Origin of the sequence: Nocardiopsis sp. Huas11, assembly GCF_003634495.1 — a bacterium.
In the GTDB taxonomy this organism is placed as follows: domain Bacteria; phylum Actinomycetota; class Actinomycetes; order Streptosporangiales; family Streptosporangiaceae; genus Nocardiopsis.
The window spans coordinates 5,087,653-5,111,302 of sequence record NZ_RBKY01000001.1; the positions used below are offsets into that span (position 1 = coordinate 5,087,653).

The 23,650-nt window shown below is 72.4% G+C and carries 22 protein-coding genes and 1 pseudogene; 12 read left to right on the plus strand and 11 right to left on the minus strand.

Annotated features, from left to right (window positions below; genetic code table 11):
• Window positions 1–11 precede the first annotated feature (11 nt).
• The 5 genes from DFP74_RS23020 to DFP74_RS23040 form a co-directional block, all read right to left on the minus strand.
• Window positions 12–863: an ABC transporter ATP-binding protein gene (locus DFP74_RS23020; protein ID WP_370013423.1), complete on the minus strand. Its 852-nt coding sequence runs from the start codon at window positions 861–863 to the stop codon at window positions 12–14.
• A 3-nt stretch (window positions 864–866) separates the two neighbouring features.
• Complete coding sequence (locus DFP74_RS23025; protein WP_121184648.1) at window positions 867–1,748, minus strand: ABC transporter permease; 882 nt, start codon at window positions 1,746–1,748, stop codon at window positions 867–869.
• Window positions 1,745–2,602, minus strand: coding sequence for an ABC transporter permease (locus tag DFP74_RS23030; RefSeq protein WP_121184650.1), 858 nt, complete (start codon window positions 2,600–2,602; stop codon window positions 1,745–1,747). Before DFP74_RS23030 ends, DFP74_RS23025 begins: the two co-directional genes overlap by 4 nt.
• The gene (locus DFP74_RS23035) at window positions 2,599–3,564 is read right to left on the minus strand and encodes an ABC transporter substrate-binding protein (RefSeq protein WP_121184652.1); all 966 of its coding nucleotides are present in this window, start codon (window positions 3,562–3,564) and stop codon (window positions 2,599–2,601) included. Before DFP74_RS23035 ends, DFP74_RS23030 begins: the two co-directional genes overlap by 4 nt.
• Before the next feature lie 103 nt (window positions 3,565–3,667).
• Entirely contained in the window at window positions 3,668–4,618 is a 951-nt protein-coding gene (locus tag DFP74_RS23040; RefSeq protein WP_121184654.1) for an ABC transporter substrate-binding protein, read from the minus strand.
• Between the two features lie 334 nt (window positions 4,619–4,952).
• Between DFP74_RS23040 and DFP74_RS23045 the strand changes: the two genes are divergently transcribed.
• Complete coding sequence (locus tag DFP74_RS23045; protein WP_121188454.1) at window positions 4,953–5,891, plus strand: sucrase ferredoxin; 939 nt, start codon at window positions 4,953–4,955, stop codon at window positions 5,889–5,891.
• Window positions 5,892–5,972: 81 nt separating this feature from the next.
• Here DFP74_RS23045 and DFP74_RS23050 read toward each other — a convergent pair whose 3' ends face one another.
• A complete protein-coding gene (locus tag DFP74_RS23050; RefSeq protein WP_233571115.1) occupies window positions 5,973–7,823 on the minus strand; it encodes a serine/threonine-protein kinase in 1,851 nt (616 codons plus the stop codon).
• A gap of 490 nt (window positions 7,824–8,313) precedes the next feature.
• Between DFP74_RS23050 and DFP74_RS23055 the strand changes: the two genes are divergently transcribed.
• The gene (locus DFP74_RS23055; RefSeq protein WP_121184658.1) at window positions 8,314–9,582 is read left to right on the plus strand and encodes a cytochrome P450; all 1,269 of its coding nucleotides are present in this window, start codon (window positions 8,314–8,316) and stop codon (window positions 9,580–9,582) included.
• 68 nt (window positions 9,583–9,650) lie between these two features.
• The gene (locus DFP74_RS23060) at window positions 9,651–10,805 is read left to right on the plus strand and encodes an endo-1,4-beta-xylanase (RefSeq protein ID WP_121184660.1); all 1,155 of its coding nucleotides are present in this window, start codon (window positions 9,651–9,653) and stop codon (window positions 10,803–10,805) included.
• On the opposite strand, the gene DFP74_RS23065 is transcribed toward DFP74_RS23060, so the two are convergent.
• Together DFP74_RS23065 and DFP74_RS23070 are read right to left on the minus strand one after the other, a co-directional pair.
• The gene (locus DFP74_RS23065; RefSeq protein WP_233571116.1) at window positions 10,796–11,761 is read right to left on the minus strand and encodes an MBL fold metallo-hydrolase; all 966 of its coding nucleotides are present in this window, start codon (window positions 11,759–11,761) and stop codon (window positions 10,796–10,798) included. The two genes, DFP74_RS23060 and DFP74_RS23065, sit on opposite strands and share 10 nt — an antisense overlap.
• Window positions 11,762–11,870: 109 nt before the next feature.
• Window positions 11,871–12,743 (minus strand): serine hydrolase, encoded by an 873-nt coding sequence (locus tag DFP74_RS23070; protein ID WP_233571117.1) that lies wholly within the window; start codon window positions 12,741–12,743, stop codon window positions 11,871–11,873.
• Between the two features lie 39 nt (window positions 12,744–12,782).
• On the opposite strand from DFP74_RS23070, the gene DFP74_RS23075 reads away from it, so the two are divergent.
• Window positions 12,783–13,784 (plus strand): LysR family transcriptional regulator, encoded by a 1,002-nt coding sequence (locus DFP74_RS23075; protein ID WP_121184664.1) that lies wholly within the window; start codon window positions 12,783–12,785, stop codon window positions 13,782–13,784.
• Between the two features lie 53 nt (window positions 13,785–13,837).
• Here DFP74_RS23075 and DFP74_RS23080 read toward each other — a convergent pair whose 3' ends face one another.
• Entirely contained in the window at window positions 13,838–14,347 is a 510-nt protein-coding gene (locus DFP74_RS23080) for a hypothetical protein (protein WP_121184666.1), read from the minus strand.
• A gap of 145 nt (window positions 14,348–14,492) precedes the next feature.
• On the opposite strand from DFP74_RS23080, the gene DFP74_RS23085 reads away from it, so the two are divergent.
• A complete protein-coding gene (locus tag DFP74_RS23085) occupies window positions 14,493–15,419 on the plus strand; it encodes an aminoglycoside phosphotransferase family protein (protein ID WP_121188456.1) in 927 nt (308 codons plus the stop codon).
• 26 nt (window positions 15,420–15,445) lie between these two features.
• Here DFP74_RS23085 and DFP74_RS33995 read toward each other — a convergent pair whose 3' ends face one another.
• Complete coding sequence (locus DFP74_RS33995) at window positions 15,446–15,976, minus strand: hypothetical protein (RefSeq protein WP_199725756.1); 531 nt, start codon at window positions 15,974–15,976, stop codon at window positions 15,446–15,448.
• Between the two features lie 237 nt (window positions 15,977–16,213).
• Window positions 16,214–16,684: an ATP-binding protein gene (locus DFP74_RS23095; protein ID WP_121184668.1), complete on the minus strand. Its 471-nt coding sequence runs from the start codon at window positions 16,682–16,684 to the stop codon at window positions 16,214–16,216.
• A 254-nt stretch (window positions 16,685–16,938) separates the two neighbouring features.
• On the opposite strand from DFP74_RS23095, the gene DFP74_RS23100 reads away from it, so the two are divergent.
• From DFP74_RS23100 to DFP74_RS23130, 7 genes and pseudogenes are all read left to right on the plus strand, one after another.
• Window positions 16,939–17,850: a helix-turn-helix transcriptional regulator gene (locus DFP74_RS23100; protein ID WP_121184670.1), complete on the plus strand. Its 912-nt coding sequence runs from the start codon at window positions 16,939–16,941 to the stop codon at window positions 17,848–17,850.
• The gene (locus DFP74_RS23105; RefSeq protein WP_121184672.1) at window positions 17,847–18,017 is read left to right on the plus strand and encodes a DUF397 domain-containing protein; all 171 of its coding nucleotides are present in this window, start codon (window positions 17,847–17,849) and stop codon (window positions 18,015–18,017) included. Before DFP74_RS23100 ends, DFP74_RS23105 begins: the two co-directional genes overlap by 4 nt.
• 126 nt (window positions 18,018–18,143) lie before the next feature.
• Window positions 18,144–19,322 (plus strand): anhydro-N-acetylmuramic acid kinase, encoded by a 1,179-nt coding sequence (locus DFP74_RS23110; protein WP_121184674.1) that lies wholly within the window; start codon window positions 18,144–18,146, stop codon window positions 19,320–19,322.
• Between the two features lie 108 nt (window positions 19,323–19,430).
• Complete coding sequence (locus DFP74_RS23115) at window positions 19,431–20,570, plus strand: RNA-guided endonuclease TnpB family protein (RefSeq protein WP_121184676.1); 1,140 nt, start codon at window positions 19,431–19,433, stop codon at window positions 20,568–20,570.
• 110 nt (window positions 20,571–20,680) lie between these two features.
• Window positions 20,681–20,806, plus strand: a pseudogene (locus DFP74_RS23120) (LPXTG cell wall anchor domain-containing protein); the annotation flags it as partial.
• 237 nt (window positions 20,807–21,043) lie between these two features.
• Window positions 21,044–23,005, plus strand: coding sequence for a serine hydrolase (locus tag DFP74_RS23125; protein WP_121184680.1), 1,962 nt, complete (start codon window positions 21,044–21,046; stop codon window positions 23,003–23,005).
• A gap of 99 nt (window positions 23,006–23,104) precedes the next feature.
• On the plus strand, window positions 23,105–23,578 hold the full coding sequence (locus DFP74_RS23130) for a carboxymuconolactone decarboxylase family protein (RefSeq protein WP_121184682.1): 474 nt from the start codon (window positions 23,105–23,107) through the stop codon (window positions 23,576–23,578).
• Window positions 23,579–23,650 lie beyond the last annotated feature (72 nt).

Below are 23,650 nucleotides of genomic sequence, written 5' to 3' on the forward strand. Positions count from 1 at the left end.
CGGGCGCGGGGTCAGTGCACGGCGGTCGAGGCCCGGGCGGCCTCGGCCGGTCCGGCGGCGGCGCCCCCGGCGCCGTTCTTGGCCTGCTGGATCTGGGCGTAGACGCGGGCGCGGAGCTCGGTGAAGCGCTCGTCCTGGCGGGTGGTGAGCTGGTCGCGTTCGGCGGGCAGGTCGACGGTGATGTCATCCTGCACGACGGTGGGCGAGGATGACAGGACCAGGACGCGCTCGCCCAGGTAGACGGCCTCGTCGATGTCGTGGGTGACGAACAGGACGGTGACCCCCATGCGGTGCCAGATGGCCCGGATGAGGTCCTCCAGGTCGGCTCGGGTCTGGGCGTCCACGGCGGCGAACGGCTCGTCCATCAGCAGGACCTTGGGCTCGTAGGCGATGGCGCGGGCGATGGCCACGCGCTGCTGCATGCCGCCGGAGAGCTGCCAGGGGTAGGAGTCGGCGAACGCGGTCAGGCCCACGGCCTCCAGCGACTCGGCGACCAGTTCGGCGCGGCGCGCCTTGGTCAGCTTCTTCTCCTTGAGCGGGAGTTCGACGTTGGCGCGCACGCTCATCCAGGCGAAGAGGCTGCGGCCGTACTCCTGGAACACCACGGCCATGTCGGGCGGCGGTGCGGTGATGGACCGTCCGGCCAGCTCCACGGTGCCGCTGGTGGGCGGCATGAGTCCGGCGATGCACTTGAGCAGCGTCGTCTTGCCGCAGCCGGAGGGGCCGACCAGGCACACGAGTTCGCCTTCGGCCAGCTCGAAGGTGAGGTCGCGCACGGCCTCCACCTCCGTGGCTCCCCCGCGGTAGACCTTCTGCAGTCCGGTGACCTTGAGCATGGTGCCGTGTTCTCCTTGGTGGTTCATGGCTCACTCCCCCCGGTGGGCGGCGCGCAGGCCGCGGTACCAGTACAGGACGCGGCTCTCGGCGAGTTCGAAGAGCGCGGACAGGGCGAAGCCGATCAGGCCCAACAGCACCATGCCGGCCCACATCTCGGGGATGGCGAAGCTGCGCTGGAACTGCACGATGGCGAATCCCAGGCCGCTGGAGCTGGCGAACATCTCGCTGATGACCATGAGGATGATGGCCAGGGACAGGGCCAGGCGCAGGCCCGCCATGATCTGCGGGCTGGCCGAGCGCAGGACGAGCACGCGCAGCCGGGTGGTGCCGCCGATGCCGTAGCAGCGGGCGGTGTCGGCCAGGACCGGGTCCACGGCCCGCACGCCCTCGACGGTGTTGAGCAGGATCGGCCACACGCAGCCGGAGACGATGACCATGACCTTCATGGAGTCGTCGATGCCGGCGAGCAGGATCATCAGCGGGACCAGGACGGGCGGCGGGATGGCGCGCAGGAACTCCAGGACGGGTTCGAGGGTGGCGCGCACACGGGAGGACATCCCCAGAAGCACGCCCAGTGACACCCCGATGAGGGCGGCCAGGGTGAACCCGGTGAGCAGGCGGGCGATGCTGGGCAGCACGTCGGAGAACAGGCGCTCGGAGAACCACAGCTCCGCGAACGCGGCCGCGATGAGGTCGGGCGTGGGCGTGTAGTAGCTGCTGGAGGTGGCGCTGGCGTAGGCGTAGACGCCGATGAGCACCGTGGGCAGGAGCAGGACGTGGAGCACGCGGCTCCCGGCGCGGCGGGCGGTGCCGCCGCGGGTCCGGCGCGGCGCCGCGGCGGCCCGGGGGCCTGCCGGCGCGGACCCGGCGGGGGCCGGCGCCGCCGGACCGGTCTGGGTGGGCCGGCTCATGCGGTGGCCTCCCCGCGGACGGACGTGTGCCAGCGCAGGACGCGCCGTTCCAGGACGCGCACGCCGATGTTGATGACCACGCCCAGCGCGCCGGTGGCGACAATGAGGGCGTAGACGGACTCGACGGCGCCGCTGGACTGCGCGACGGCGATCTCCCGGCCGATGCCGGGTGAGCCGATGACGAGCTGGGCGGTGATGGACAGGATGAGGGCGACGGCCGCGGCCAGGCGCAGCCCGGTCATGAGGTAGGGCAGGGTCGTGGGCCACACCACGTAGCGCACGCGGGCCAGGCGGCCCAGCCCGTAGGAGCGCGCGGTCTGCTCGGCGACGGGGTCGACGTCGGCGACGCCGTAGAGCACCTGGATGTAGATGAGCCAGAAGCAGGCGTAGACGACCAGGAGCAGCGTGGAGCGGATGTCGGTGCCGTAGAGCAGCACGGCCAGCGGGATGAGCGCGACCGAGGGGATGGGGCGCAGGAAGTCGACCGTGGAGGTGGTGTAGGCGCGGACCCGGGGCAGGGCTCCCAGGGTGAAGCCCAGCACGACCGCGGCGACGAAGGCGATGGCCAGGCCCAGGGCCCAGCCGGCGAGGGTGTCGCCGACCGCCGCCCAGAACCCGGAGGTGGTGGCGCGCTGTCCCAGCGCGGCCAGGACCTCGGAGGCGGGCGGCAGGTAGCGGGCGGAGACCACGCCCAGGCGCGGCACGGCCTCCCACAGCCCGAGGAGGGCCAGGATGCCCAGGGCTCCGAGCAGGGGGCGGCCCAGGTCGGCGAGGACGGGTCCGCGCGAGCGCCGACCGGTCGCGGGCGGATCGGGCGGGTCGGGCGCCCGGCGGGTGGTGGGTGTGATGGTCATCGGATCATCGTGTCCAGGTCGGGAGCGGAGTCGATCAGCCCGTCGGTGACCATCAGTTCGGCGACGGTCTCCAGGGCGTCCCGGTCGATCTCGGACGGGAAGCGCGGCCAGCGCAGGTCCTCGATCAGGTCGGGGTTGATCTCGGTGAAGGAGGTCAGGACGTCGGCCGCCTCGTCGGGGTGCTCGGTGGCGTAGTCGAGGGAGGCGTTCATGGCCTCGGTGAAGGCGTCCACGGTGTCGGGGTCGGAGGCGATGAGGTCGTCGGCGGTGAAGTAGGCGGCGATGGAGAGCTCGGGGTGCAGGTCGACGAAGTTCGCCGCGATGGGGGTCGCGCCCTGGGCCAGGGAGATGCTGAGGAAGGGCTCGACGACCCAGGCGGCGTCGACCTGGCCGTTGGACAGGGCGCCGGGCATGTCGGGAAAGGCGAGTTCGACGAAGTCGATGTCGGCGGGGTCGCCCCCGTCGACCCGCACGGAGTTGCGCACCGAGGTGTCGCCGATGTTCTGGAGGTTGTCGATGGCCACGGTGGCCCCCTCCAGGTCCGCGGCGCTCTGGAGCGGGCTGTCGGGCGGTACGACCAGGGCGCTGTAGTCGGTGTCGGCGTCACCGGTGGTGGTCATCCCGTTGGCGACCATGGTCACGGGCAGGCCCTGCTCGTGCGCGATCATCAGGGAGACGACGTTGCCGAAGGCGAAGTCGAGTTCGCCGCTGACCACGCGGGGCACGGTGGTGGCGCCGCCGCCTCCGGTCTCGATGGTCACGTCCAGACCGTGCTCCTCGAACAGGCCCTGTTCGACACCGAGGTAGAGCGGGGCCACGGCGGTGATGGGCAGGGCGCCCACGGTGACGGGGGTGGGTCCGTCGCCGGCAGGATCCTCGGCGGTCCCGGCGTCGGTACCGCAGGAGGCGGCCGTCAGGGTCGCCACGGCGGCCAGGATCGTGGTGCGGAGCGGTCTGTTCATGGTCGAACGTCTCCTGGGTCGTGTGCGTCGGGGGGAGGGTCCGCCCGGCGGGGGTACCGGGCGGACCGGGCGGGGGCGGGGTGGCCGTTTCCTCCGTTGCCGTCTACCGGTAGAGCGCGTCCAGGTCGGGCTGGGACTCGATCATCCCGTCCTCGATCATGAGGTCGGCGAGGGTCTGGACCGAGTCGGTGTCGATGGCGGCGGGGAAGCGCGGCAGGGTGAGCTGCTCGATCACGCTCTCGTCGATCTCGGTGTAGGTGGTGATGGCGGCGCGGACGTCGTCGGGGTGGTCCTCGGCGTAGGCCAGGGACTCCTCCAGGGCGGCGGTCAGGTCGTCGAAGAGCTCGGGGTCCTCGGCCACGCGCGGTTCCGAGGCGAAGTAGGCGGCCACGGACAGGTTCTCGTGGGTGTCGACGAAGTTGGAGGCGATCTCGCGCTGTCCGGACTCGCGGATGATCGAGGCGAAGGGCTCCACCGCCCAGACGGCGTCGATCTGTCCGGTCTCCAGGGCGGCGGGCATGTCCGGGAAGGGCAGTTCGAGGAACTCGACCTCGGCGGGGTCTCCCCCGGCCTCGCGCACGGATTCGCGGACCGTGGTGTCGCCGATGTTGTTGAGGTTGTTGATCGCCACCGTGGCGCCCTCCAGGTCCGCGGCGCTCTCGATGGGGCTGCCGTCGGGGACGAAGACGCCGCCGAAGTCGGCGCCCTGCTCCCCCACCGTGGTGGCGCCGTTGGAGAGCGTGACCAGGGGCAGGCCCTCCTCGCGGGCGACGATGAGCGAGACCATGTTGCTGAACCCGAGGTCGAACTCGCCGTTGATGACGCCCGGGACGATGGCGGCGCCGCCGGAGGCCGACTCCAGCCGCAGGTCGATGCCGTGCTCGGCGAAGATGCCCTGTTCCACACCGAGGTAGACGGGGGCCACGTCGACGATCGGGATGACGCCCGCGGTGAGGGTGGTCAGCTCGCCGTCCTCCTCCCCTCCCTGGGCCCCGCAGGCGGTGGCGGCCAGCAGGGCGGCGCCCGAGGTGAGGGCGACCAGAGGACGGCGCATGGGGAACTCCAGAGGATCAGTGCCAGAGGCGGTGGATCGACGACAAGTTGTGCGAGCTACGAACATGTGTTCTTTAAGCGAACATAAGTGATCCGGGTCACGGGGTCAAGACGTGAGAGGAGCACATTTCGGGCACGTGCACGAGCCGGTGGTGGGATGAATTCGCCTGGTCACAGCCACAGTCGGCCGACCCGGCCCCGCGGCGGGCCGACCTGGCGCCTCGTGAGTACGCGGTGAGAGATGGATAGGCTGGCCTTACCTTCGAGTCAGGTCCGGGGTGCGCACGGCGCTCCCCCGACCACCCCGCCCCCGTTCCACCGGATTGGACGCGACCGTGCGCCTGCCCACCGCCCCCGACGGCAGCCGAGGCTGCTCGGCCCTGGCCCGCTACACCGGCGAGCAGATCGCCGGGACGGCCGGACAGACCGGAGGCTGGCTCCTGGTCGAGCACAACGGCCCCTGGCGCCACCCCGCCCTGGCCAGCCCCGGCCTGGACCGCGCCGCCGCCGCCGAACTGGCCCGGCGCGTGGCCGAGCACGACGTCAAGCCCCAGCTCATCAAGCGCCCGGGCGCCGGCCGCGCCGACGACGGCGGCCGCCCGCTGCGCGCCTACCTCGCGCACACCGGCCGTGACGGGGCCTGGATGCGGCGCGTGGACTTCCACGACCTCGCCGAACTGCTGGAGTACGACGTCGCCGCCGGGGCACGCCCCGAGCCGCCCTCCTTCGGCACCCCGGTCGAGCACACCCTGTACCTGGTGTGCACCCACGCCAAGAAGGACCCGTGCTGCGCCGTCCTGGGCCGCCCGGTGGCCGGCGCCCTGGCCGGCGGCCGGGCCGAGGTGTGGGAGACCACCCACGTGGGCGGGGACCGCTTCGCCGCCAACCTCGTGGCGCTGCCCCAGGGGGTGTACTTCGGCCGGTTGGACCCCGACGCGGCCGTGCGCACGGTGGCCGCCTTCGAGCGCGGCGAGGTCGTCCCGGACCACTACCGCGGCCGCTGCACCGACTCCTCCGCCGCCCAGGCGGCCGAGGCGGCCCTGCGCGTGCGCCTGGGCACCGTGGGCCTGGACGAGGTCGTCCACCTGGACGAGCGCGGGACCGGCACCGGGGTGCGCGTCACCCTGGGCCACGGCGGCGGCGTGTACACGGTCTCGGTCGCCACCGTCGAGGGCCAGGCCTGCCCGGCCACGTGCTCGGCGCTGGAACCCACCCGCCCGGTCCACTGCGAGGTCACCGAGATCCGGCGGGCCCCGGCCTCCGCCTCCCACTGACGGGTCGGGGCAAGGCCATTAACGACGAACGCGGCGGCTCCCGTCTCGGGAGCCGCCGCGCGCGTGCGGGGGGAAGGTGGATCAGCCCCAGAAACCGAACCCGTAGAGCAGGAAGTTCGTCGCCGCGATGACGCTCAGCGCCAGCACCGCCCCGGTGACGAACGCCGTACGCAGCGACCGCACCAGGAACTCCAGCGACACCAGGTTGTTGAACACGAAGTACCCGAGCATCGTCGCGCTCCAGAACCCGGACATGCTCAGCGGCTCGAAGAAGAAGACCGAACCGGTCCACACGCCGCTCTCAGCGGTGAACCACCTCCAGGCCAGCGAGGCGCCGTAGCCCAGCGGGATCTGGACCAGCGGCAGGATCAGCAGGGGCAGGAGCTTGACGAAGCCCCACACGCCCGGCTGGTTCGCCTGGCGCGCCTGGGCCTGGGCCCGGCGCGTGGCCTCCTGCTCGGCGCGCAGGCGCTCGCGGTGCGCGCGCTCGGCCTCCTGGCGGCGGCGCTGCTCCTCCATCTGCCGCTGCTGCTCGGCCCGGCGCCGGTGCTCCTCCGCCTGCTGCTGGGCGCGCGCCTGCTCGGCCTGCATCCGGCGCTGCTGCTCCTGCTGCTGGTACCCGGCGGTGGCGGGGCCGCCACCGCGCTCGTACAGCCCGGCGTAGGGGTCGTCGTCACCGGAACGGGTCTGCTGCCCGTACCGGCCCTGGCCCTGCCCGTACTGCGACTGCCCGTACTGGGTCGTGGGCGGCGTCCCCTGCTGCTGTGCGGCGGGGAACTGGGCGGTGGGCTGGTAGCCCTGCCCCTGAGCGGTGGGCTGGTGCCCCTGCCCCTGGGCGCCCATGACCGAGGTGGCGCCGTGGTCGCCCGCGCCCTGGGCGGTCGGACCGCCCGCCGGGGCGACCCGGGTGGCCTGGTCGTCGCCGAACGCGCCCGCCGCGGCGGCTCCGGCCGCGGCTCCGGCGGCCCCGCCCAGGACGGCGGCGCCGCCCGCGCCCAGGACCTCGGTGCGGTGGTGCCCACCGGTGGCCTGGGCGTCGTTCGCCGAGCCCGCCAGCGCCTGGTTGACCTTGGCGACCTGCTCCTGCACACCCCTGAGCACCGACGGAGGCAGCCAGGCGGTGCCCGCGGGCACGTCGCCGAGGTAGTCGAGGATCTCGCCGGGGCTCGGCCGACCGGAGGCGTCCTTGGACAGGCACGCCGCCACCAGGTGGCGCAGCGACTCCGGGACCGCGGACAGGTCCGGCTCGCGGCTGATGATGCGCATGACCATCGTGGGCATGTTGCCCTCGCCGAAGGGGCCCGAGCCGGTGGCGGCGAAGGCCAGCACGGCGCCGTAGGCGAACAGGTCGCTGGTGGGGCCGAGCGCCTCGCCCTGGACCTGTTCGGGGCTCATGAACCCCGGGGTGCCGATGACCGACTGCGTGGCGGCCGTGCCGTCGGTGGCGCGGGAGATGCCGAAGTCGATCACGCGCGGGCCGTCCTCGGACAGCAGGACGTTGCCGGGCTTGAGGTCGCGGTGGATCAGCCCGACCCGGTGGATCTCGGTGAGCGCCTCGGCCAGACCGGCCGCGAGCACGTGCACGCTGGACTCGGGCAGCGGCCCGTGGGCCTGGACCGCCTCGTCCAGTGGCAGCGAGGGGACATAGGAGGTGACCAGCCAGGGCACCTCGTCGTCGGGTCCGGCGTCGATGACCGGGGCGGTGAAGGCACCGCTGACCTGGCGGGCCGCGTTCACCTCGCGGGCGAAGCGCTCGCGGAAGGAGGCGTCGGCGGCCATGTGCGGGTGGATGCGCTTGATCGCGACCGCTCTCCCCCCGGCCGAACGCCCCAGGAACACCTGGCCCATGCCACCGGATCCCAAGCGGTTGATCAGCCGGTACCGGCCGATCCTCTCCGGATCCGCGCTCTCCAAGGGAGCCAACGTCCTCAACCTCCGACTCTGCCGTGTGTCGTCCCGGGGCCCCAGCGATCGTAGCCAACCGCCGGGCGCGGGCCGACCATCACGACCGTTCACGCCCGTGCGCCCTGTCCGGGCACACCTGTGGCGCGCGGGCGCCGCGCCCACTCGGGAGGGGCCCAGTCTAGGGGCTGCGGTCCCCCGGAGGGCCACCCTCCACTGTGTGGGATCCGCTGCCCGCGGGTGAGGTTCACATGGGTTCGGAACGGTCCCGGCGACGGTGGTGAGGCGGGCAACGAGCGGGCGCGTGCGCGAGTTCCCCCCTGACCGGCCCCGGCCAACCGGGACGGACCCGCCCGTGAGGGGGAAGGACACGCCCTAGTCTGGCCGTCACCGGCCCAGGCCGGACGTGATCGAGCACGTGCGCCCCAGGCCGGGCGCACACACCGCCGTCGGAGCACCGCGCGCACCAGGATCCCCCCGCTCGTCCGGCGAGCAGAGCACCCGAGAGAGGACCTGCCCCATGCCGTTGCCCGACAGCCTTCGTCCGGACTCCCTGCGTGTGGACGCCCAGCTGCGTCTGGCCCGCGGTGTCTCCTGGGCGGCCGCCCAGCGCGGCGACCACCCCAGCCGCCTCCTGCACTGGCCCTGGCGGGAGAACCCCTATCCCACCTACGCCCGCCTGCGCGCGCGGGGGCCGATCGTCACCAGCTCACTGGGGTTCCTGAGCGCGAACTCCCACACCGCCGTACGCGAGGTCCTGCGCGGTCGCGACTTCGCCGTCGAGCCGCCCGAGGGGTTCGCCTCCCCCGACCAGTTCCGCGTGGTGGCGCTGTCCTTCCTGCAGATGGACGCACCCGAGCACACGCGGCTGCGCGCGCTGGCGCGCCCGGCGTTCACCCCGCGCAGGATGCGCGGCTACCGCTCGGAGATCGAGAAGGTCACCGGCGAACTGCTGGACCGGGCGCTGGCCCGGGGCGGGTTCGACCTCATGGCCGACTTCGCCCAGAAGCTGCCGATTGCGATCATCAGCCGCCTGCTGGGCGTGCCCGAGCGCGACGACGCGGAGTTCGTGCGGATCGGCAACCTCCTCGGCGGCGCGCTGGACGGCGCCCAGTCGGCGCGTCACCTGCGACAGATCCAGGGTGCCTCGGCAGAATTGGACGCGATGTTCGAGCGGCTCATGGCCGAGCGGCGCCGGGATCCGCGGGAGGACGTGATCTCGGCCCTGGTGGCCGACACCGACGAGGGCCGGATGACCGCCGCCGAACTGCGGGACATGTGCCGCCTGCTGCTGCTGGCCGGTTTCGAGACCACGGTGAACCTGATCGGGAACGGGACGATGGCACTGCTGCGCCACCGGGACCAGTGGGAGCGCCTGGTGGCCGACCCGGGGCTCGCGGGGGGCGCCGTGGAGGAGGTCCTGCGGTTCGACTCGCCCGTCCAGCTGACCGGCCGCTGGGCGCGCGCCGACACCGAGGTGGACGGAGTACCGGTGCGGCGCGGCGGGCAGGTGATGGCGCTGATCGGGTCGGCCAACCGCGACCCGGGCCACTTCACCGATCCGGACCGCTTCGACATCACCCGAACCGACGCCGGCGACCACCTGGCCTTCTCCGGCGGCGAACACTACTGCCTGGGTGCGCCCCTGGCCAGGCTGGAGGGGCAGATCGCACTGCGGGCCCTGGCCGAGCGCGCGCCGGGGCTGCGGCCCACCGCGATGCCCACGCGGCGGCGCACGCTCACCGTGCGCTCGCTGTCGGCGTTCCCCGTCACGACCGGTTCCCGGTAGCGGTGGGGACGGGCGGGCAGGGGGCCGGGCCGCGGCGGCGGTCGCGAACCCGGGGAAGGACGGTCCTCATGGCCGTTGCCGGATGTACCGCGATGCTGTGCGCGACGGCGCTGTTGGCGCTCACACGGCCCTGGACCGACGACGGCCCGCCCACGGGGGCCGGTGACCTGCCCGCGCTGGCCCGGGAGCACGGCGTGGACCTGGGGGTGGCGGTGGCGGTCGAACCGCTGCGGTGGGACGGCGACTACCAGGACGTGGCCGACGGGCACTACACGTCGGTGACGGCCGAGAACACGATGAAGTGGGAGCACGTCCAGCCCGAGCGGGGCGTGTTCGACTGGAGCGGGCCGGACACGGTGGTCGGCTTCGCCGAGGACAACGGCATGGACGTGCGGGGGCACACCCTGCTGTGGCACAACCAGCAGCCGGAGTGGCTGTCGGGAGGGCACTGGAGCTCCGCCGAGCTGCGCGGGGTGCTGCGTGAGCACATGGAGGCGCTCATGGGGCGCTACCAGGGGCGGGTCCAGGCGTGGGACGTGATCAACGAGCCGTTCGAGGACGGGGGGCCGTACCTGCGCGAGAACCTGTGGTACCAGGTGCTGGGCGAGGACTACATCGCCGAGGCGCTGTGGATGGCGCACGAGGTCGACCCGCAGGCGCGGCTCTACATCAACGAGTTCAACATCGAGGACGGCGGGGCCAAGGCCGACGCCCTGTACGCGCTGGCCGCGGACCTGCTGGACCGCGGGGTGCCGCTGCACGGCATCGGGTTCCAGGGGCACTTCGTGCACGGCCAGGTCCCCGGGGACCTGGCCGAGACGATGACGCGCTTCACCGACCTGGGCCTGGAGGTGACCGTCACCGAACTGGACGTGCGCATCGCCGAACCGGTCCGGGACCAGGCGATCCAGGACCAGCGGGAGGAGTTCCGCCACGTGGTGGCGGCGTGCCTGGAGGTCGAGAACTGCGCGGGCGTGACCGTGTGGGGCGTCGGCGACGCCCACTCGTGGATCCCCGAGTGGTTCCCCGGCTACGACGCGGCCACGCCCTTCGACGAGGACTACGCGCCCAAGCCGGCCCTGTGGGGCATGGTGGACGCCCTCTCGCGTGCGCCCTCCGGCCGTTCCGCTGCGGAGGCTCCCCGGGGCCCGCGCCGAGGACGGTGGCGCGGGTCCCGGGACCGGTCTCCGGGCCGTCGCGGCCCGGAGACCGGTCAGGTGTAGGTGACCGGGGTGAGGTACTCCGGCACGCGCACGGTCGACCTCGGGGAGACCTGGCGCACGATGCGGCTGAACTCCTCCACGCTCATACCGTCACCGGTGCCGTCCACGGGCGGGTTGGTGAGTTCGCGCTCGAAGTGGTCCCAGTGGACGGGCACGACCGTCCTGGGCCGGTCCAGCGCCTCCATCAGGCGGGGCACGTAGTCGTGCGTGCTGGAGGTGTTGGGCAGCGCGATCATGGCGATGTCGGGAGCCAGGCCGGACACCGCGCGCTCCACGAAGTCGCTGCCGCCCATGAAGAAGGCCGAGGGGCCGGAGGCGGGCGTGACCTGGAAGGCGAGGGTGTCGCCCTCGGGCAGGTCGGCGATGGTGGCCGGGGCCGGGGGGACCTCCACCCTCACACCCGGGAAGGCCAGCGAGTGGTTGGGGTTGCGGCTGTGCAGGGAGGGGACAACCTCGACGACGCAGTCGCCGAAGTCGAGCACCTCGCCGCCCTTGACCGGGGAGGTCTGGCCGGAGGGGACCGTCATGGCCTGGGCGAGCAGGCTGGTGGTGAGGGTACCCACGACGCGGGCCCCGGTGGTGGTGGCGATGTGGGGCACGTCGCCGAAGTGGTCCCAGTGCGCGTGGGTGACCAGGATGAGCCCGTCCGCGCCGATGTCGGCCGTGTGCTCGTCCACGACCGTGGTGTCGACGGTCAGCGGAGTGGCGGAGTCGAACGGGCGGTCAGGGTCGAACAGGCCGGTGTCGATGCGGGAGAGGTAGGGGTCGATCAGCACCGAGCGCTCGGGCAGGTCGATCCGCCAGCCGCTCACGCCCAGCCAGCGGTAGGAGGGCCCTCGTCCGCCCCTGGGTCTGGGCGCGGCGGCGGCCGGGCCGACGGCCGCCGCCGTGCTCGCGAGCAGGGGCGCCAGGGCGCCGCCCGCGGTGGCGCCACGCAGGAATCCTCGTCGTCCCATGGACATGTGCGACCTCGTCGTCTTGTGTGCCGGGTGAACGGGGCACAGCTGACCACGGGCTCTGACCAGGCGTCCAATAACCGCGGCGGCTCCGGTGATAGGCGTTCGCCTATCGGATGACGTCAGCGGGACCGGCCGGGAGCGCGCCCTCGGGCGAATCCGTCCCGCGGCGCCCGCGCAGGTCCTCCACCGCGGCCCGGGCGGCGCGGCCCAGCGCGGCGTCGACGTCGTGGCCGTCGCCCCGGGCCTGGACGCCCACCGCCGCGACGGCGACGGCGTAGCGGCGCCCGTCGGGGTACTCCACGACGCCCGCCTCCAGGCGCAGCCCCGGCAGGGTGCCGGTCTTGCCGCTCACGAGCACCTCGGCGGCGAACCCCGAGGCCAGACGGGCCCGCACGAGCTGGCGGGCCATGAGTTCGCGCACGAAGGCGCAGGCCCGCGGCGGGGCGGCGGCGTCGGTCCACACGAGCTGGAGCAGACGGGTGAGGTCGCGCGGAGTGCTGGAGGTGACCCGGGCGGGGTCCGGCGGGTGCGGGTCCGAGGGGTCGGCCCCGGTGGTGCGCGCGTCCTCCAGCATGGCGCGCAGCAGGGCGCGCGGCCCGCCGGTGAAGCGCGTGTGCTCCAGACCCAGTTCCCGCACGAGCAGGTGGACGGGTTCGGTGCCCACACGCTCCTCGAGGAGGTCGGCGGCGGTGTTGTCGCTGATGGTCATCGCGAGGTTGGCGCAGTCGCGCAGGGACAGCTCCACGTCGTCGGCGAATCCGGCCATGCCCGCACCGCCGAGGCGGTCCTCGCGCCGGGCCACGACGCGTTCGGCCGGGTCGAGGGCGCCGGTGGCGGCCTGCCGGGCGAACTCCAGGGTGATGAGGACCTTGGCCACGGAGGCCAGGGCGAGGGGCTCGTCGGCACGGTGGCCGAGCTCGCCGGGGCCGCCGATCTCCCGGACGTGCACGCGTGGCGCGAAGGTGTCGGTGGTGGTCACCCGGGCTACGTTAGCGCCGGCGCCGGATAGGGTCGGCGCGTGGATCTCGGACGTCATCTGCGGTATTTCCTCGTGGTCGCGCGGGAGGGGCACTTCGGCGACGCCGCGCTGGAGCTGGGGATCGCCCAGCCGGCGCTGAGCCAGTCGGTGCGCCGGTTGGAGGAGGAACTGGGCGTGGCCCTGTTCGACCGCTCGCGGCGGCGGGTGGAGCTGACCCCGGCGGGTCGGCTGCTCGTTGACCAGGCGCACCGGGTGGTGGGCGCCGAGGCCCGGCTGCGGGAGACGATGCGGCGGGTGCGCGACGGCGAGCTGGGCGCGCTGCGCGCGGGCGTGCCGCCGGGGACGTCGGCGGTCGAACTGCGCGGACTGGTGGCGGGGATGGCCGAGCGCGCGCGCGATCTGGACGTGGACCTGGGCGAGATGACCGGCTCCGAGCTGGTGCGGGCGCTGGGCGAGGGCGCGGTGGACACCGGCCTGGTCACGGCGCCCTTCGATGGCGCGGACCTGGTGGGGCGGCTGGTGCGCAGTGCCCCGGTGGGCGCGGTGGTGCCGCGGGACTCTCCGTGGGCGCGCGCCCGGGAGGTGGCCCTGGCCGATCTGGCGGGGCTGGAGCTGGTGGTGTCCGCGCGCACGGCCGGTCCGGAGTGGTTCGAGCGGGTGCTGGCGGTCTGCCGCGACCAGGGGTGGGTACCGCCCCGGGTGCGGGAGGCGGGGGACGCGGAGTTCCTGCTGGGCCTGGTACTGGCGGGGCGCGGGGTGGCCCTGGAGACGGCGGCCACGGCCGCCCGGGAGCCGCGCCTGGCCTGGCGGCCGCTGGCGGGGGCTCCGCTGGTGCGCAGGACCGAGGCGGTGCGCCCGGCGGAGGGCGCGCACCCGGCGGCCGAGATGTTCGCCGAGGTCGCGGCGCTGGTGTTCGCGGGCGATCGCGGGGCCGGTCCGCTGTCGCAGGAGGCGGGCGAGATGCCCTGGTCCCTGGTGTACGGGGCCGACGCCGGAGCCCTCGTCCTGCCCGGGGACGCGGCCGCGCAGCACCCGGTGTGAGGGTGGTGCGGGCGCCGGCCGGGTACCGACCCTGGCGGGGCGCGGGGGTCAGGTCAGGTCGGGTCGGATCGCCACATCGGGCCGTAGGACTCCATGAGGTCGTCGGCGGCCTCGCGTGTGTCGGGGGCGTCGGCCTCCAGCCCGTGGGCCACGAGCCGGCCGAGCAGGTCCCAGGCCTCGACATGGACAAGGAGTTCGGTCAGGCGCCGGTAATCGTCCTCGTTGGCCGTTTCGAGGTGCTCCAGGACGAGCGGTTCGAGCAGGGGCACCAGGTCGTCGTGCGGGATGGTGCCGATGGCCCGTCGGGTCGCCAGAGCCCAACCGGGGGACAGGGCGAGGTCGACCAGGTCGTCGAGGAGGGCCGGGACGTCATCCGAGAGGCCCGTGAGGAAGTCGAGTGCGGCGCCCCGCTGCCATGGTCCCGCACCCGCGGGCAGGGCGGCTCTGAGGATCCCCGGCCGGTCGCGGGCCCTGTTGTAGAAGTCGGCCTGGCAGCGGTGCGCCTCCCGCGTTGCCTCGACGAACGCCTGCCAGAGCTCGTCGTCGGATGGTGGTGTGCTCATGGGTTCCTTCTCCTTCGGGCGGTCGCATCGGTAGGGTCGGACCGTTGAACGGCGATCCCCGAGGTGTTCGGTATGCGTTAGGCACGTGCTCCGCCGGTTCTCCTTCGTCAGCACGAAGCACACCACGACGAAGGAGAACATCGACATGCGTGAAACAACCCCCGCCGTCACCGTGCCCGCCGCGCTGGCCGCGAGCACGACCGAGATCTTCGGACCGGAGTGGACCGCCGCCCTCCCGGGGCTGACGGCACGCCAGTGCGACCTGTGGGGCCTGCGGCCCGCCGGCGCACCCATGCACGGCCTGGTGTCCCTGGTCGTACCGGTCCGGCGCGAGGACGGATCCGCCGCCATGCTCAAGATGCAGCCGGTGGACGAGGAGACCGAGGGCGAGCCGATCGCGCTCACGGCGTGGGCGGGCGACGGCGCCGTCCGGTTGCTGGACCACGACCCGGCCACGGGGGCGATGCTCCTCGAACCCCTCTCCCCCGGACGGGACCTGTCCCGGGTGGAGATCACCGAGGCACTGACGGTGATCGGCGCTCTGCTGGCCCGGCTGAGCGCCCACCCGGCGCCCGCCGGACTGCGCGGCCTGGGCACGGTGACCGTGGACCTGGCGGAGCGGGGCGAGCGAATCGTGGCCGCGGGGACGTGCCCGGAGCGCGAGCGGGCGCTGTTGGCCGACCTGGCGGCGCGGGCGCGCGAGATCGCGGCCGAGCCGGGTGACCGGCTGCTGCACTGGGATCTGCACTACGAGAACGTCCTTGCCCCGCTGCCCGGCAGCGGCCGTGAACCGTGGCTGGCCATCGACCCCAAGCCGTTGGCGGGTGATCCCGCGTTCGACCTGGAACCCGCGCTCGACAACCGCTGGGACGAGGCCGTGGCCACGGGTGACGCCCGGCGCGCGACACGGTACCGCTTCGACCTGCTGACGGCGGTCGCGGGCCTGGAACGCGACCGCGCACGGGCCTGGACCCTGGTGCGGGTGCTCCAGGAGTGCGTGTGGGCGGTCGACGACGGCGCCGACCGGCTGCCGGCCGTCCATGTCACCATCGCCGAGGCGTTGGGCCGGTAGCCCTCGCCGCCCGGCTCCGGGCTCCGCTAGCGCGCGGGGCCCGGACCGGGGCCGTAGCCCTGGCCGGGATGCCCGTGGCCGTATCCGGGACCGTGGCCCGGAGGCGGGCCCTGGCGCGGGCCCGGACGCTGTTGTGGGGCGGGACCTTGATGCGGACCAGGCGCGGGACCGGGGCCGGGGTGGCCCTGGTGAGGGCCAGGGCCGGGGCGCCCCTGTCCGGGACCTTGACCGGGTCCGGGCTGCGCCTGGAGCGTCTGCATGAGGTGGTGGTGCAGCTCGGTGGCGACTTCCCGGCCCTCGCCCCAATCGAAGAGACCGAAGTTCATCTTGGGCGAGATGCGCAGGTTCGTTCCCTGCGGGAGGGGTTGCAGGTCGACGAACACCGTGAACCCCCAGGTGAGCATGTTCATCCCGGTGGAGAAGGAGTAGCGGTAGCCACCGCCGGGCACCGGATTCCCCCTGCCGGAGGCCCTGGTGCAGCGCTGGACGGCAGCGGGCAGGCTGTTCCACACGTGGTTCAGTGAGTACGGGATCTGGAAGTCGTGAGTCGCGGCCATGCTCTCAGTCCTGGGCTCGGAATCCGCCGCGGCATGAACTCCGGGGCAGAGGGTTCACCGCGCTCGTTCGGTGCGCCGAATCCTACCTGCCCGGGAATCGCCGCAGGGCGGGCTCGTTCCGTCCACATCCGGCCCCGCGCCGGCCGCTCCGGGAGCATGGGGGGTCGGCCGAGCGGGCGCCCGTCCCCCACATGCCCGGGTGCCCGCATCGGAACGCCTGAGGTCTGGAGCCGGTGGTCACGTGGGACGCGAGCGGGAGAAGACCGCGCGCACGCTCACACCGGCCGGGGTGTGGTCCCATTCCCAGTAGTCGGCGAGCCGTTCCACCAGGGAGAGTCCCCTGCCGCCCTCAACGTCCGCCCGGCGCGGCCAGGGCGAGGGGCAGGGGAAGGAGGGGTTCTCGCGGTCGCAGGCCCCCTCGTCGGTGACCCGGAGGATCACGGTCGCCGGACGGTGGAGGAGTTCGATGGTGGCGTGTCCGCCGGGAAGCCCGCTGCGGGTGTACAGGAGTGCGTTGGTCGTGAGTTCGCTGGCCGCGACGCACATGTCGTGCGCCAGGGTCGGGGTGGCGCGGGCGGATTGGACGACCCACCTGCGGACGACCGATACGTAGCCGAGGTGGTGTCCGATGATGATCCCGGAATGGTCGGGGGAAGCGGTCACCAGTCGTCGGGGAGGGTCGAGGAGAGGAACCGATGCGGCGGTCATCGGAGGTTCCTCCAGATCCTTCGCGCGGTGGTGTTCCGACGTCCGCGAATGATGGTCTTCGCGATTCGGTGTTCGGTACGATCAGGCACGTTCTCACCCTTTTCTGATGGGAGTAGGGGACGGAACGGGCGCACCACCCGGGATCACATCTGCCCGACCAAGCCCTGGTGGTTTGCGCCCGGGCCACAGCCGATGGACCGGGCTACGAATACCGAAGCATCTCTCTCCGGTCCGATTCCGTGAATCCACCATGCATGAACTGGGCATTGTGGTTCCAACTGTGGCCGGATATTGGATCGCTTCCCGAGCATCCGGTGTTCATGCGTAGCCATGTGTGGTTGCATGTATCCATGCCTCCCAAGACCACACCGTCAGAGCAGGCCGCTATAGACCAATTCGGTTCCGAGCTCCGGCGACTGAGAACTTTGGCCGATATGTCCCAATTGGACATCGGGCGCTTGACGGGCACGTCGAAGCAGCAGGTCGGGGCGGTAGAACGAGGCATTCGGCGACCCTCGAAGAAGTTCGCCGAACTCGCCGACAAGGCCCTGAAATGCAACGGCGGACTACTGAACCTGTGGCCAGGGGCCAAGCAGACACAGCCCTGGTGGCTGGAGAAGTTCGTTGAAATCGAGCGGAAGTCCCAGGTAATACAGGATTTTCAGCCGCAGGTCGCACCCGGGCTCCTCCAGACCGAAAGCTACGCACGAGCCGTCATGTGGGCCTCGTTCCCCCCACTGAGCCAACAGGAGCTGGAGGAGCGCGTGAAGAGGAGGATGGATCGGCAGAAGATCCTCGATCGCGAGAATCCCCCACTAGCGCTGTTCGTGGTCGAGGAAGGTGCTCTGCGCAGGTCAGTAGGCGGAGCCGAGGTGATGAAAGATCAGTACAAGGCTCTTATCGCGCGGTCACGCATGCCCCATCTGCGGCTCCAGGTACTCCCCTTCGACCGAGGGGCGCACAGCGCGATGGACTGGGCCTTCATGCTCATGCGGATGACACCTGTGGAGTCCCTTGTGTACGCGGAGGCACCGGGTGGAGGACACGTGATCACCGATGTTTCCGTGGTGGCAGACTGCCAGCAACGGTTCAGCGCGCTACAGAGCATGGCGCTCTCACCGAACGAATCCATCGACTTCATCGCTTCACTGGGAGAGACGACGTGACGGACTGGCACACATCGACCTACAGCGGAAACACAGGGGCCTGTGTCGAAGTCAAGGAAGACTGGGTCACCAGTGTTCGTGACACCCAGAACCGGGACCTGGGCCACCTCTCATTCGACTCCCAGGAATGGTCCGCCCTGGTCGGCGCGGTGCGCGCTTCCGCCTGATCGCCCCCGTCCCCTACCTTCCGATCGGGCCCCGTCACCACGGTGACGGGGCCCGATCGTTCGCGCGGGTGCGGGCGGGGCGCGCCGGGTATACACCCCGGGTCCGCCCACCCTCGCGGGAGCCGCATGATCGTCCTCGGGTTGTCCTCCGGTACCTCGGCCGACGGGATCGATGTCGCCGCCGCCGACCTGCGTCTGGAGGGCGACCTCATCCGCCTGGCCCCGCTCGGGCACCGCACCACCCCCTACTCCCCCGGGCTGCGCCAAGCCATCCGGAACGCCCTCCCCCCGGCGGCCACCACCATGGAGGCCGTCTGCCGGATCGACACGGGAGTGGGCCAGGAGTTCGCCGAGGCCGCCCGTCGCGCCCATGAGGACTTCACCGGCGGGCGGGCCGCACTGGTCGCCTCTCACGGGCAGACCCTGTTCCACTGGGCCGAGGGCTCCCGGATCCACGGCACCCTCCAGCTCGGCCAGCCCGCGTGGATCGCCGAGGCCACCGGCCTGCCGGTGGTCTCCGACCTGCGCGCGGCCGACGTGGCCGCCGGGGGCCAGGGCGCCCCGCTGGCCGCGCTCCTGGACGCCCTCCTGCTCTCCGGCCGCGCCGAACCGGCCGCCGCGCTCAACCTCGGCGGCATCGCCAACGTCACCGTCGTGCGCGACGGCTCCCCACCGCAGGCGTTCGACACCGGCCCCGCCAACGCCCTCATGGACGCCGCCGTGCGCCGGGTGACCGGGGGCCGGGCCGACGTCGACTCGGGCGGCGCACTCGCCCGCTCCGGCACCCCCGACGCCGACCTGCTGGAGCACCTGCTCGCCGAGCCCTACTACCGGCTGGCCCCGCCGAAGTCGACCGGGCTGGAACTGTTCGGCCCCGCCCACCTCGACGCCGCGCTCCAGAAGATCCGGGTGCCCTCGGACGCCGACCTGCTGTCCACCCTCGCGGAGCTGACCGCCGTGACCGTCGCGGACGCGCTGCGCCCGTTCGCGGTGGCCGAGGTGGTCGCCTCCGGCGGCGGGGTCCACAACCCCGTCCTGATGGAGCGCCTGGCCGCACGGCTGCGCCCCACGCGACTGCTCACCTCCGAATCCCTGGGCCTGGACGGCGACGCCAAGGAGGCCTACCTGTTCGCCCTCCTCGGTTTCCTCACCTGGCACGGCCTGGCCGGTTCCGTTCCCACCTGCACCGGGGCCCGTCGCGCACCCGTGGCCGGGCGCCTGACCCCCGGCACCGGCCCGCTACGCCTGCCCGCACCGGTCACCACCGCGCCGCGTCGCCTGCGCGTGGAGGCGCCCGGCTCCTGACCCGACCCGCTGCGCCTGTGCATATCCCCCGTCCCCCAGGAGGCCCGCCGCTACGGATTCTCCGGTTCGGCCCCACATTCCGCCCCAGGTTCGTTAACGTGTTCGATCATGAAGGTGGTCGTGCGGGTGAAGCTGCTGCCCTCGCCTGAGCAGGCGGAGGCACTCCAGGCGACCCTGCACGCTTGCAGCCAGGCCGCAAACGCCGCCTCCCAAGTGGCGTTCGCGACCGGCGCCACCCACAAGTACGCCCTCCAACAGCGCGTGTATGCGGCTTTGAAAGCCGAGTTTGGGTTGTCAGCGCAGCCCGCGGTACGGGTGATCGGCAAGGTCGCCGACGCCTACACCACCCAAAACTCCCACCTCACACGCGGGCTCCTGGGCCGCCGGGGGTCCAAGCGCCGGGCTCGGGCCGAGGCCTCCCCGATCCGGTTCCGCCCCGACTCGGCGCAGCCGTTCGACGCGCGGTGCCTGTCCTGGCAGATGGACGCCCACACGGTCTCGATCTGGACCACCCGGGGCCGGATGAAGAACCTCGCCTTCACCGGCTCGCCCGAACAGCTCAAGACACTGGCCGAGCACCAACGCGGTGAGACCGACCTGCTGTACCAGGACGGGATGTGGTTCCTGTCCGCGATCTGTGAGGTGCCCGAGAAGCCGTTGAACACCGACTCGGCCGGGTTCGTGGGAGTGGATCTGGGGATCGTGGAGATCGCCACCACCTCCACCGGCCAACGCCACGCAGGCCGGACGCTCAACCGGTACCGCCGGCGCCAGAACCGCCTGAGGGCCAAACTCCAGAAGAAGAACACCAAGAGCGCCAAACGCGTGCTCAAGCGCCTGCGCCGCCGTGAGACGAGGCGGGCGAGGGACGTCAACCACACGATTTCGAAGAGCATCGTGGAGCGGGCCGAACGCACCGGCCACGGCATCGCCCTGGAGGACCTCAAGGGCATCCGTGGACGGGTACGGCAGGCCAAGAAGAACCGCTACGCGCTGCATTCGTGGAGTTTCGCCCAGCTGCGGGACTTCATCACCTACAAAGCACGCAGGGCCGGAGTGCCCGTCGTGGTCGTGGACCCGGCCTATACCTCCCAGTCCTGCTCGGAGTGCGACCACACCAGCAGACGCAACCGCCCCACCCGGGCCGTGTTCGCCTGCACCTCCTGTGGTGTGGTGTTGCACGCCGACACCAATGCTTCCCGCAACCTCGCCCGCAGAGGCGAGGCCGCGTGGAACGCGGGGCGATAAGTCAGCCGCCCCCGCCCCCTCACCCTGAGCGGGGCTGGACGCGAGAGGCCTCCCACCAGCCAGGTGGGCCCCTACTCGCAAGACCTTGTGGCCTCAGCCACGAGTAGTTGACGTGGTACACCGCCATCGGCGTGACCATCGTGCTGGGCATGGGCTTCCTGCTCTCCCGGCGCCACCGCACGGACGCACCGGTCCCCAGCGCCACCGACCGGAAAACCCGGCCGGACGAGCGCTGACCCACCGCGGGCTCGCCGGTCTCCTCGGGTCGGGCCACAGGTGTCTCCCAGGACACGGACCCCGCATCATGGGGCCCACCTGCGGGTCCTGGTGTCATCACGACTCCCGTGGTGGAGGACGGACGTGCGCTGTGAGGGGGCGCGTACCCCGGCGGAGACGGGTACGCGCGCTCCTGGCCCGGCCCGCGCGCGACCGTAGCGTCTTCAGCGCACACACCCACGCCGAGGAGAACGACCGTGAACCACGCGCTGAGAGGGGGCCGCCTCCTGGCGGCCCTCGCGGTGACAGCGACCCTGACCGCTCCATCCCCCGTGTGGGCGCAGGAGAGCGACGACCGGGCCGCCACCGACCCCACCCCCGAAAACGTCGCCGCCTTCCTCGACCGGCGCGTGCCCGAACTCCTGGACGAGTACCAGGTCCCCGGCGCGGCCGTCTCGGTGGCGGACTCCGAGGGCGACCTCGCCATCGGCGGCTACGGGTACGCCGACCTGGAGGAGCGGGTTCCGGTCGACGCCGAGGAGACCGCGTTCGTCTCCGCCTCCGTGGCCAAGTCCCTGACCGCCACCACCGCCCTCCAACTCGTCGACCAAGGCCTCCTGGACCTGCACACCGACGTCAACGAGTACCTGCCCGACGACGTGGCCGTCGCCGACACCTTCCCCGGGCGACCGGTGACCCTGCACGACCTGCTGACCCACTCGGCCGGGTTCGAGGACCGCTTCGTCGGCATCATCTCCGAGGACCCTCGGGACACCGGGACCCTGCACGAGTACGTCCGGGACAACCAGCCGGACCGCGTGCGCCCCCCTGGGCGCTTCGCCACGTACTCGAACTACTCCTTCGCGCTCACCGGATTCCTCGTGGAGACGGCCAGCGGACGGGACTTCACCGAGTACGCCGGGGAACACCTCCTCGACCCGTTGGGCATGGACCACACGGCCTACGCCGGCCCAGGGGACCCCCAGGCCCGCGAGGCGCTCAACGCCGCCTCCCAGTACCAGTGGGCCGACGGCGGCCCGGTTCCCGCTCCCCAGCGCTTCGGACTCAACGCGCTGCCCTTCGGCGGCTTCTACACCACCGCCCCCGACATGGCCCGGTTCATGCGGGCCCACCTCGGCGGCGGCACGCTCGACGGCAGCGAGATCCTGTCCCGGGAGCGGTCGGAGGCCATGTTCGACCGGCAGTTCAGTGCCAGGCCGGACGCGTTCGGTGTGGGGTACGGCACGCGCGAGTCCCTGGCCGCCGGGCATCGGGCCGTCGGCCACCCCGGCAGCATCTTCGGCGCCCGCGCCGAGTACGCCCTCCTGCCCGAAGCGGACCTGGGGATCTTCGTGGCGGCCAACGGCGACGGCGACCCGCCGGAAGGGGTCCGGGACCTGCCCCGGGCCCTGATCGGCGAGCTGGCCGCCGAGTTCGTGCCCCCGGCCGCTCCGGCGGACGACCCTGTGGCCGCCGACGAGGACGGCGAAGGCGGATACGCAGGAACCTACGTCACCACGCTCACCAACGACGGCAACGTGGAGCACGTCAACTCCGCGCTCAACCATGTCACCGTGCGCGAGGAGGACGACGGGTCCCTCACCCTGTCCGGCCCCTCGGCGCCCTCGGAGACCTGGTTGCCCCAGGGCGGGGGGATGTTCCGCTCCGAGGACGGAGCGAACGTGCTATCCTTCGTCGTCGAGAGCGGGGAGGCCGTCGCGCTCGGGTTCGCCTCCGACACCACCCGCACCTACGCGCGCGTGCCCTGGTACCTCGCGCCCGCCACCCACGGGATCGTCCTGCTGCTGGGGGCGGCGCTCGCGGCCGGCGCGGTCCTGTGGCCGCTGTCCCGGCTCGTGCCCGCGCGGCTGCGCCGTCGCGGGCGGGCTCCCTCGGCCCCGGCGGCGCCCCGCCGCGCCCGGCTCCTCGCGGGGGCCACCGCCGCTCTGGTGCTGGGGTACGCCGCCGGGCTGCTCTGGTGGCTGTCCGGGGTCGACGTCCCCTACATGCTGATGCTCGGCTTCCCGGCACCGCTCCTGCTGCCGCCCGCCATCGGCGTGGTCGCGACGGCCGGGGTCCTGGTCCTGGCCGCCGTCGCCTGGGCCCGCCGGTGGTGGAGCCCGACCGGTCGCGTGCACTACACGCTGGTGGCCCTGGGCCTCACCGGATTCCTTGCGATCGCCCACCACTACAACTTCGTGTGGAATCCGCTCATGTGACCCACATCACTCCAGATCGGGCCGACGAGGTGTCACATTCCGCCCGCCCGATCTGTCAGTGGGGTGACAGGCACCGCGCAGACGGCAAGGAGATCAAACATGCAGCCCCGGATCAGCCTCTACGGCAGCGAACTCTCGGCCAAGGTCACGAAGCACTTCGTGGCGGCCTCACAGGTCCTCGCCGGGTCGGGCGTCCCCCACACCACCCAGGAACTCGTGCGGCTGCGGTCCAGCCAGATCAACGGCTGCGGCTTCTGCGTCGACATGCACTTCAAGGAGGCCGTCCACGCCGGAGAGGAGCCCACGCGCCTCAACCTGGTCGCCGCCTGGCGGGAGGCCACCGTCTTCACCGACGCCGAGCGCGCCGCGCTGGAACTGGCCGAGGAGGGGACCCGTATCGCCGACGCCGCCGGCGGTGTGAGCGACGAGGTATGGGAGAACGCCGCCAAGCACTACGACGAGGAGCAGCTGGCCGCTCTGGTGGCGGGCATCGCCCTCATCAACGCCTTCAACCGGCTGAACGTCATGATCCAGAACCCCGCCGGTGACTACCGCCCCGGCCAGTTCGCCTGAGTCCGCGATCCCCGGAGGGCAGCGGGCCCCGTCGCCGCGACGGGGCCCGCTGCCGCGCCCGGGCGCGTGGCC

Excerpts from the sequence above, each read along its gene's own strand:
- DFP74_RS23115 (WP_121184676.1), top strand. The coding sequence starts at position 19,431 with ATGAAGGTGGTCGTGCGGGTGAAGCTGCTGCCCTCGCCTGAGCAGGCG.
- DFP74_RS33995 (WP_199725756.1), bottom strand. The coding sequence starts at position 15,976 with ATGGCCGCGACTCACGACTTCCAGATCCCGTACTCACTGAACCACGTG.
- DFP74_RS23130 (WP_121184682.1), top strand. The coding sequence starts at position 23,105 with ATGCAGCCCCGGATCAGCCTCTACGGCAGCGAACTCTCGGCCAAGGTC.
- DFP74_RS23040 (WP_121184654.1), bottom strand. The coding sequence starts at position 4,618 with ATGCGCCGTCCTCTGGTCGCCCTCACCTCGGGCGCCGCCCTGCTGGCC.
- DFP74_RS23065 (WP_233571116.1), bottom strand. The coding sequence starts at position 11,761 with ATGGGACGACGAGGATTCCTGCGTGGCGCCACCGCGGGCGGCGCCCTG.
- DFP74_RS23060 (WP_121184660.1), top strand. The coding sequence starts at position 9,651 with ATGGCCGTTGCCGGATGTACCGCGATGCTGTGCGCGACGGCGCTGTTG.
- DFP74_RS23020 (WP_370013423.1), bottom strand. The coding sequence starts at position 863 with ATGAACCACCAAGGAGAACACGGCACCATGCTCAAGGTCACCGGACTG.
- DFP74_RS23035 (WP_121184652.1), bottom strand. The coding sequence starts at position 3,564 with ATGAACAGACCGCTCCGCACCACGATCCTGGCCGCCGTGGCGACCCTG.
- DFP74_RS23080 (WP_121184666.1), bottom strand. The coding sequence starts at position 14,347 with ATGAGCACACCACCATCCGACGACGAGCTCTGGCAGGCGTTCGTCGAG.
- DFP74_RS23025 (WP_121184648.1), bottom strand. The coding sequence starts at position 1,748 with ATGAGCCGGCCCACCCAGACCGGTCCGGCGGCGCCGGCCCCCGCCGGG.
- DFP74_RS23085 (WP_121188456.1), top strand. The coding sequence starts at position 14,493 with ATGCGTGAAACAACCCCCGCCGTCACCGTGCCCGCCGCGCTGGCCGCG.
- DFP74_RS23110 (WP_121184674.1), top strand. The coding sequence starts at position 18,144 with ATGATCGTCCTCGGGTTGTCCTCCGGTACCTCGGCCGACGGGATCGAT.
- DFP74_RS23030 (WP_121184650.1), bottom strand. The coding sequence starts at position 2,602 with ATGACCATCACACCCACCACCCGCCGGGCGCCCGACCCGCCCGATCCG.
- DFP74_RS23095 (WP_121184668.1), bottom strand. The coding sequence starts at position 16,684 with ATGACCGCCGCATCGGTTCCTCTCCTCGACCCTCCCCGACGACTGGTG.
- DFP74_RS23055 (WP_121184658.1), top strand. The coding sequence starts at position 8,314 with ATGCCGTTGCCCGACAGCCTTCGTCCGGACTCCCTGCGTGTGGACGCC.
- DFP74_RS23100 (WP_121184670.1), top strand. The coding sequence starts at position 16,939 with ATGAACTGGGCATTGTGGTTCCAACTGTGGCCGGATATTGGATCGCTT.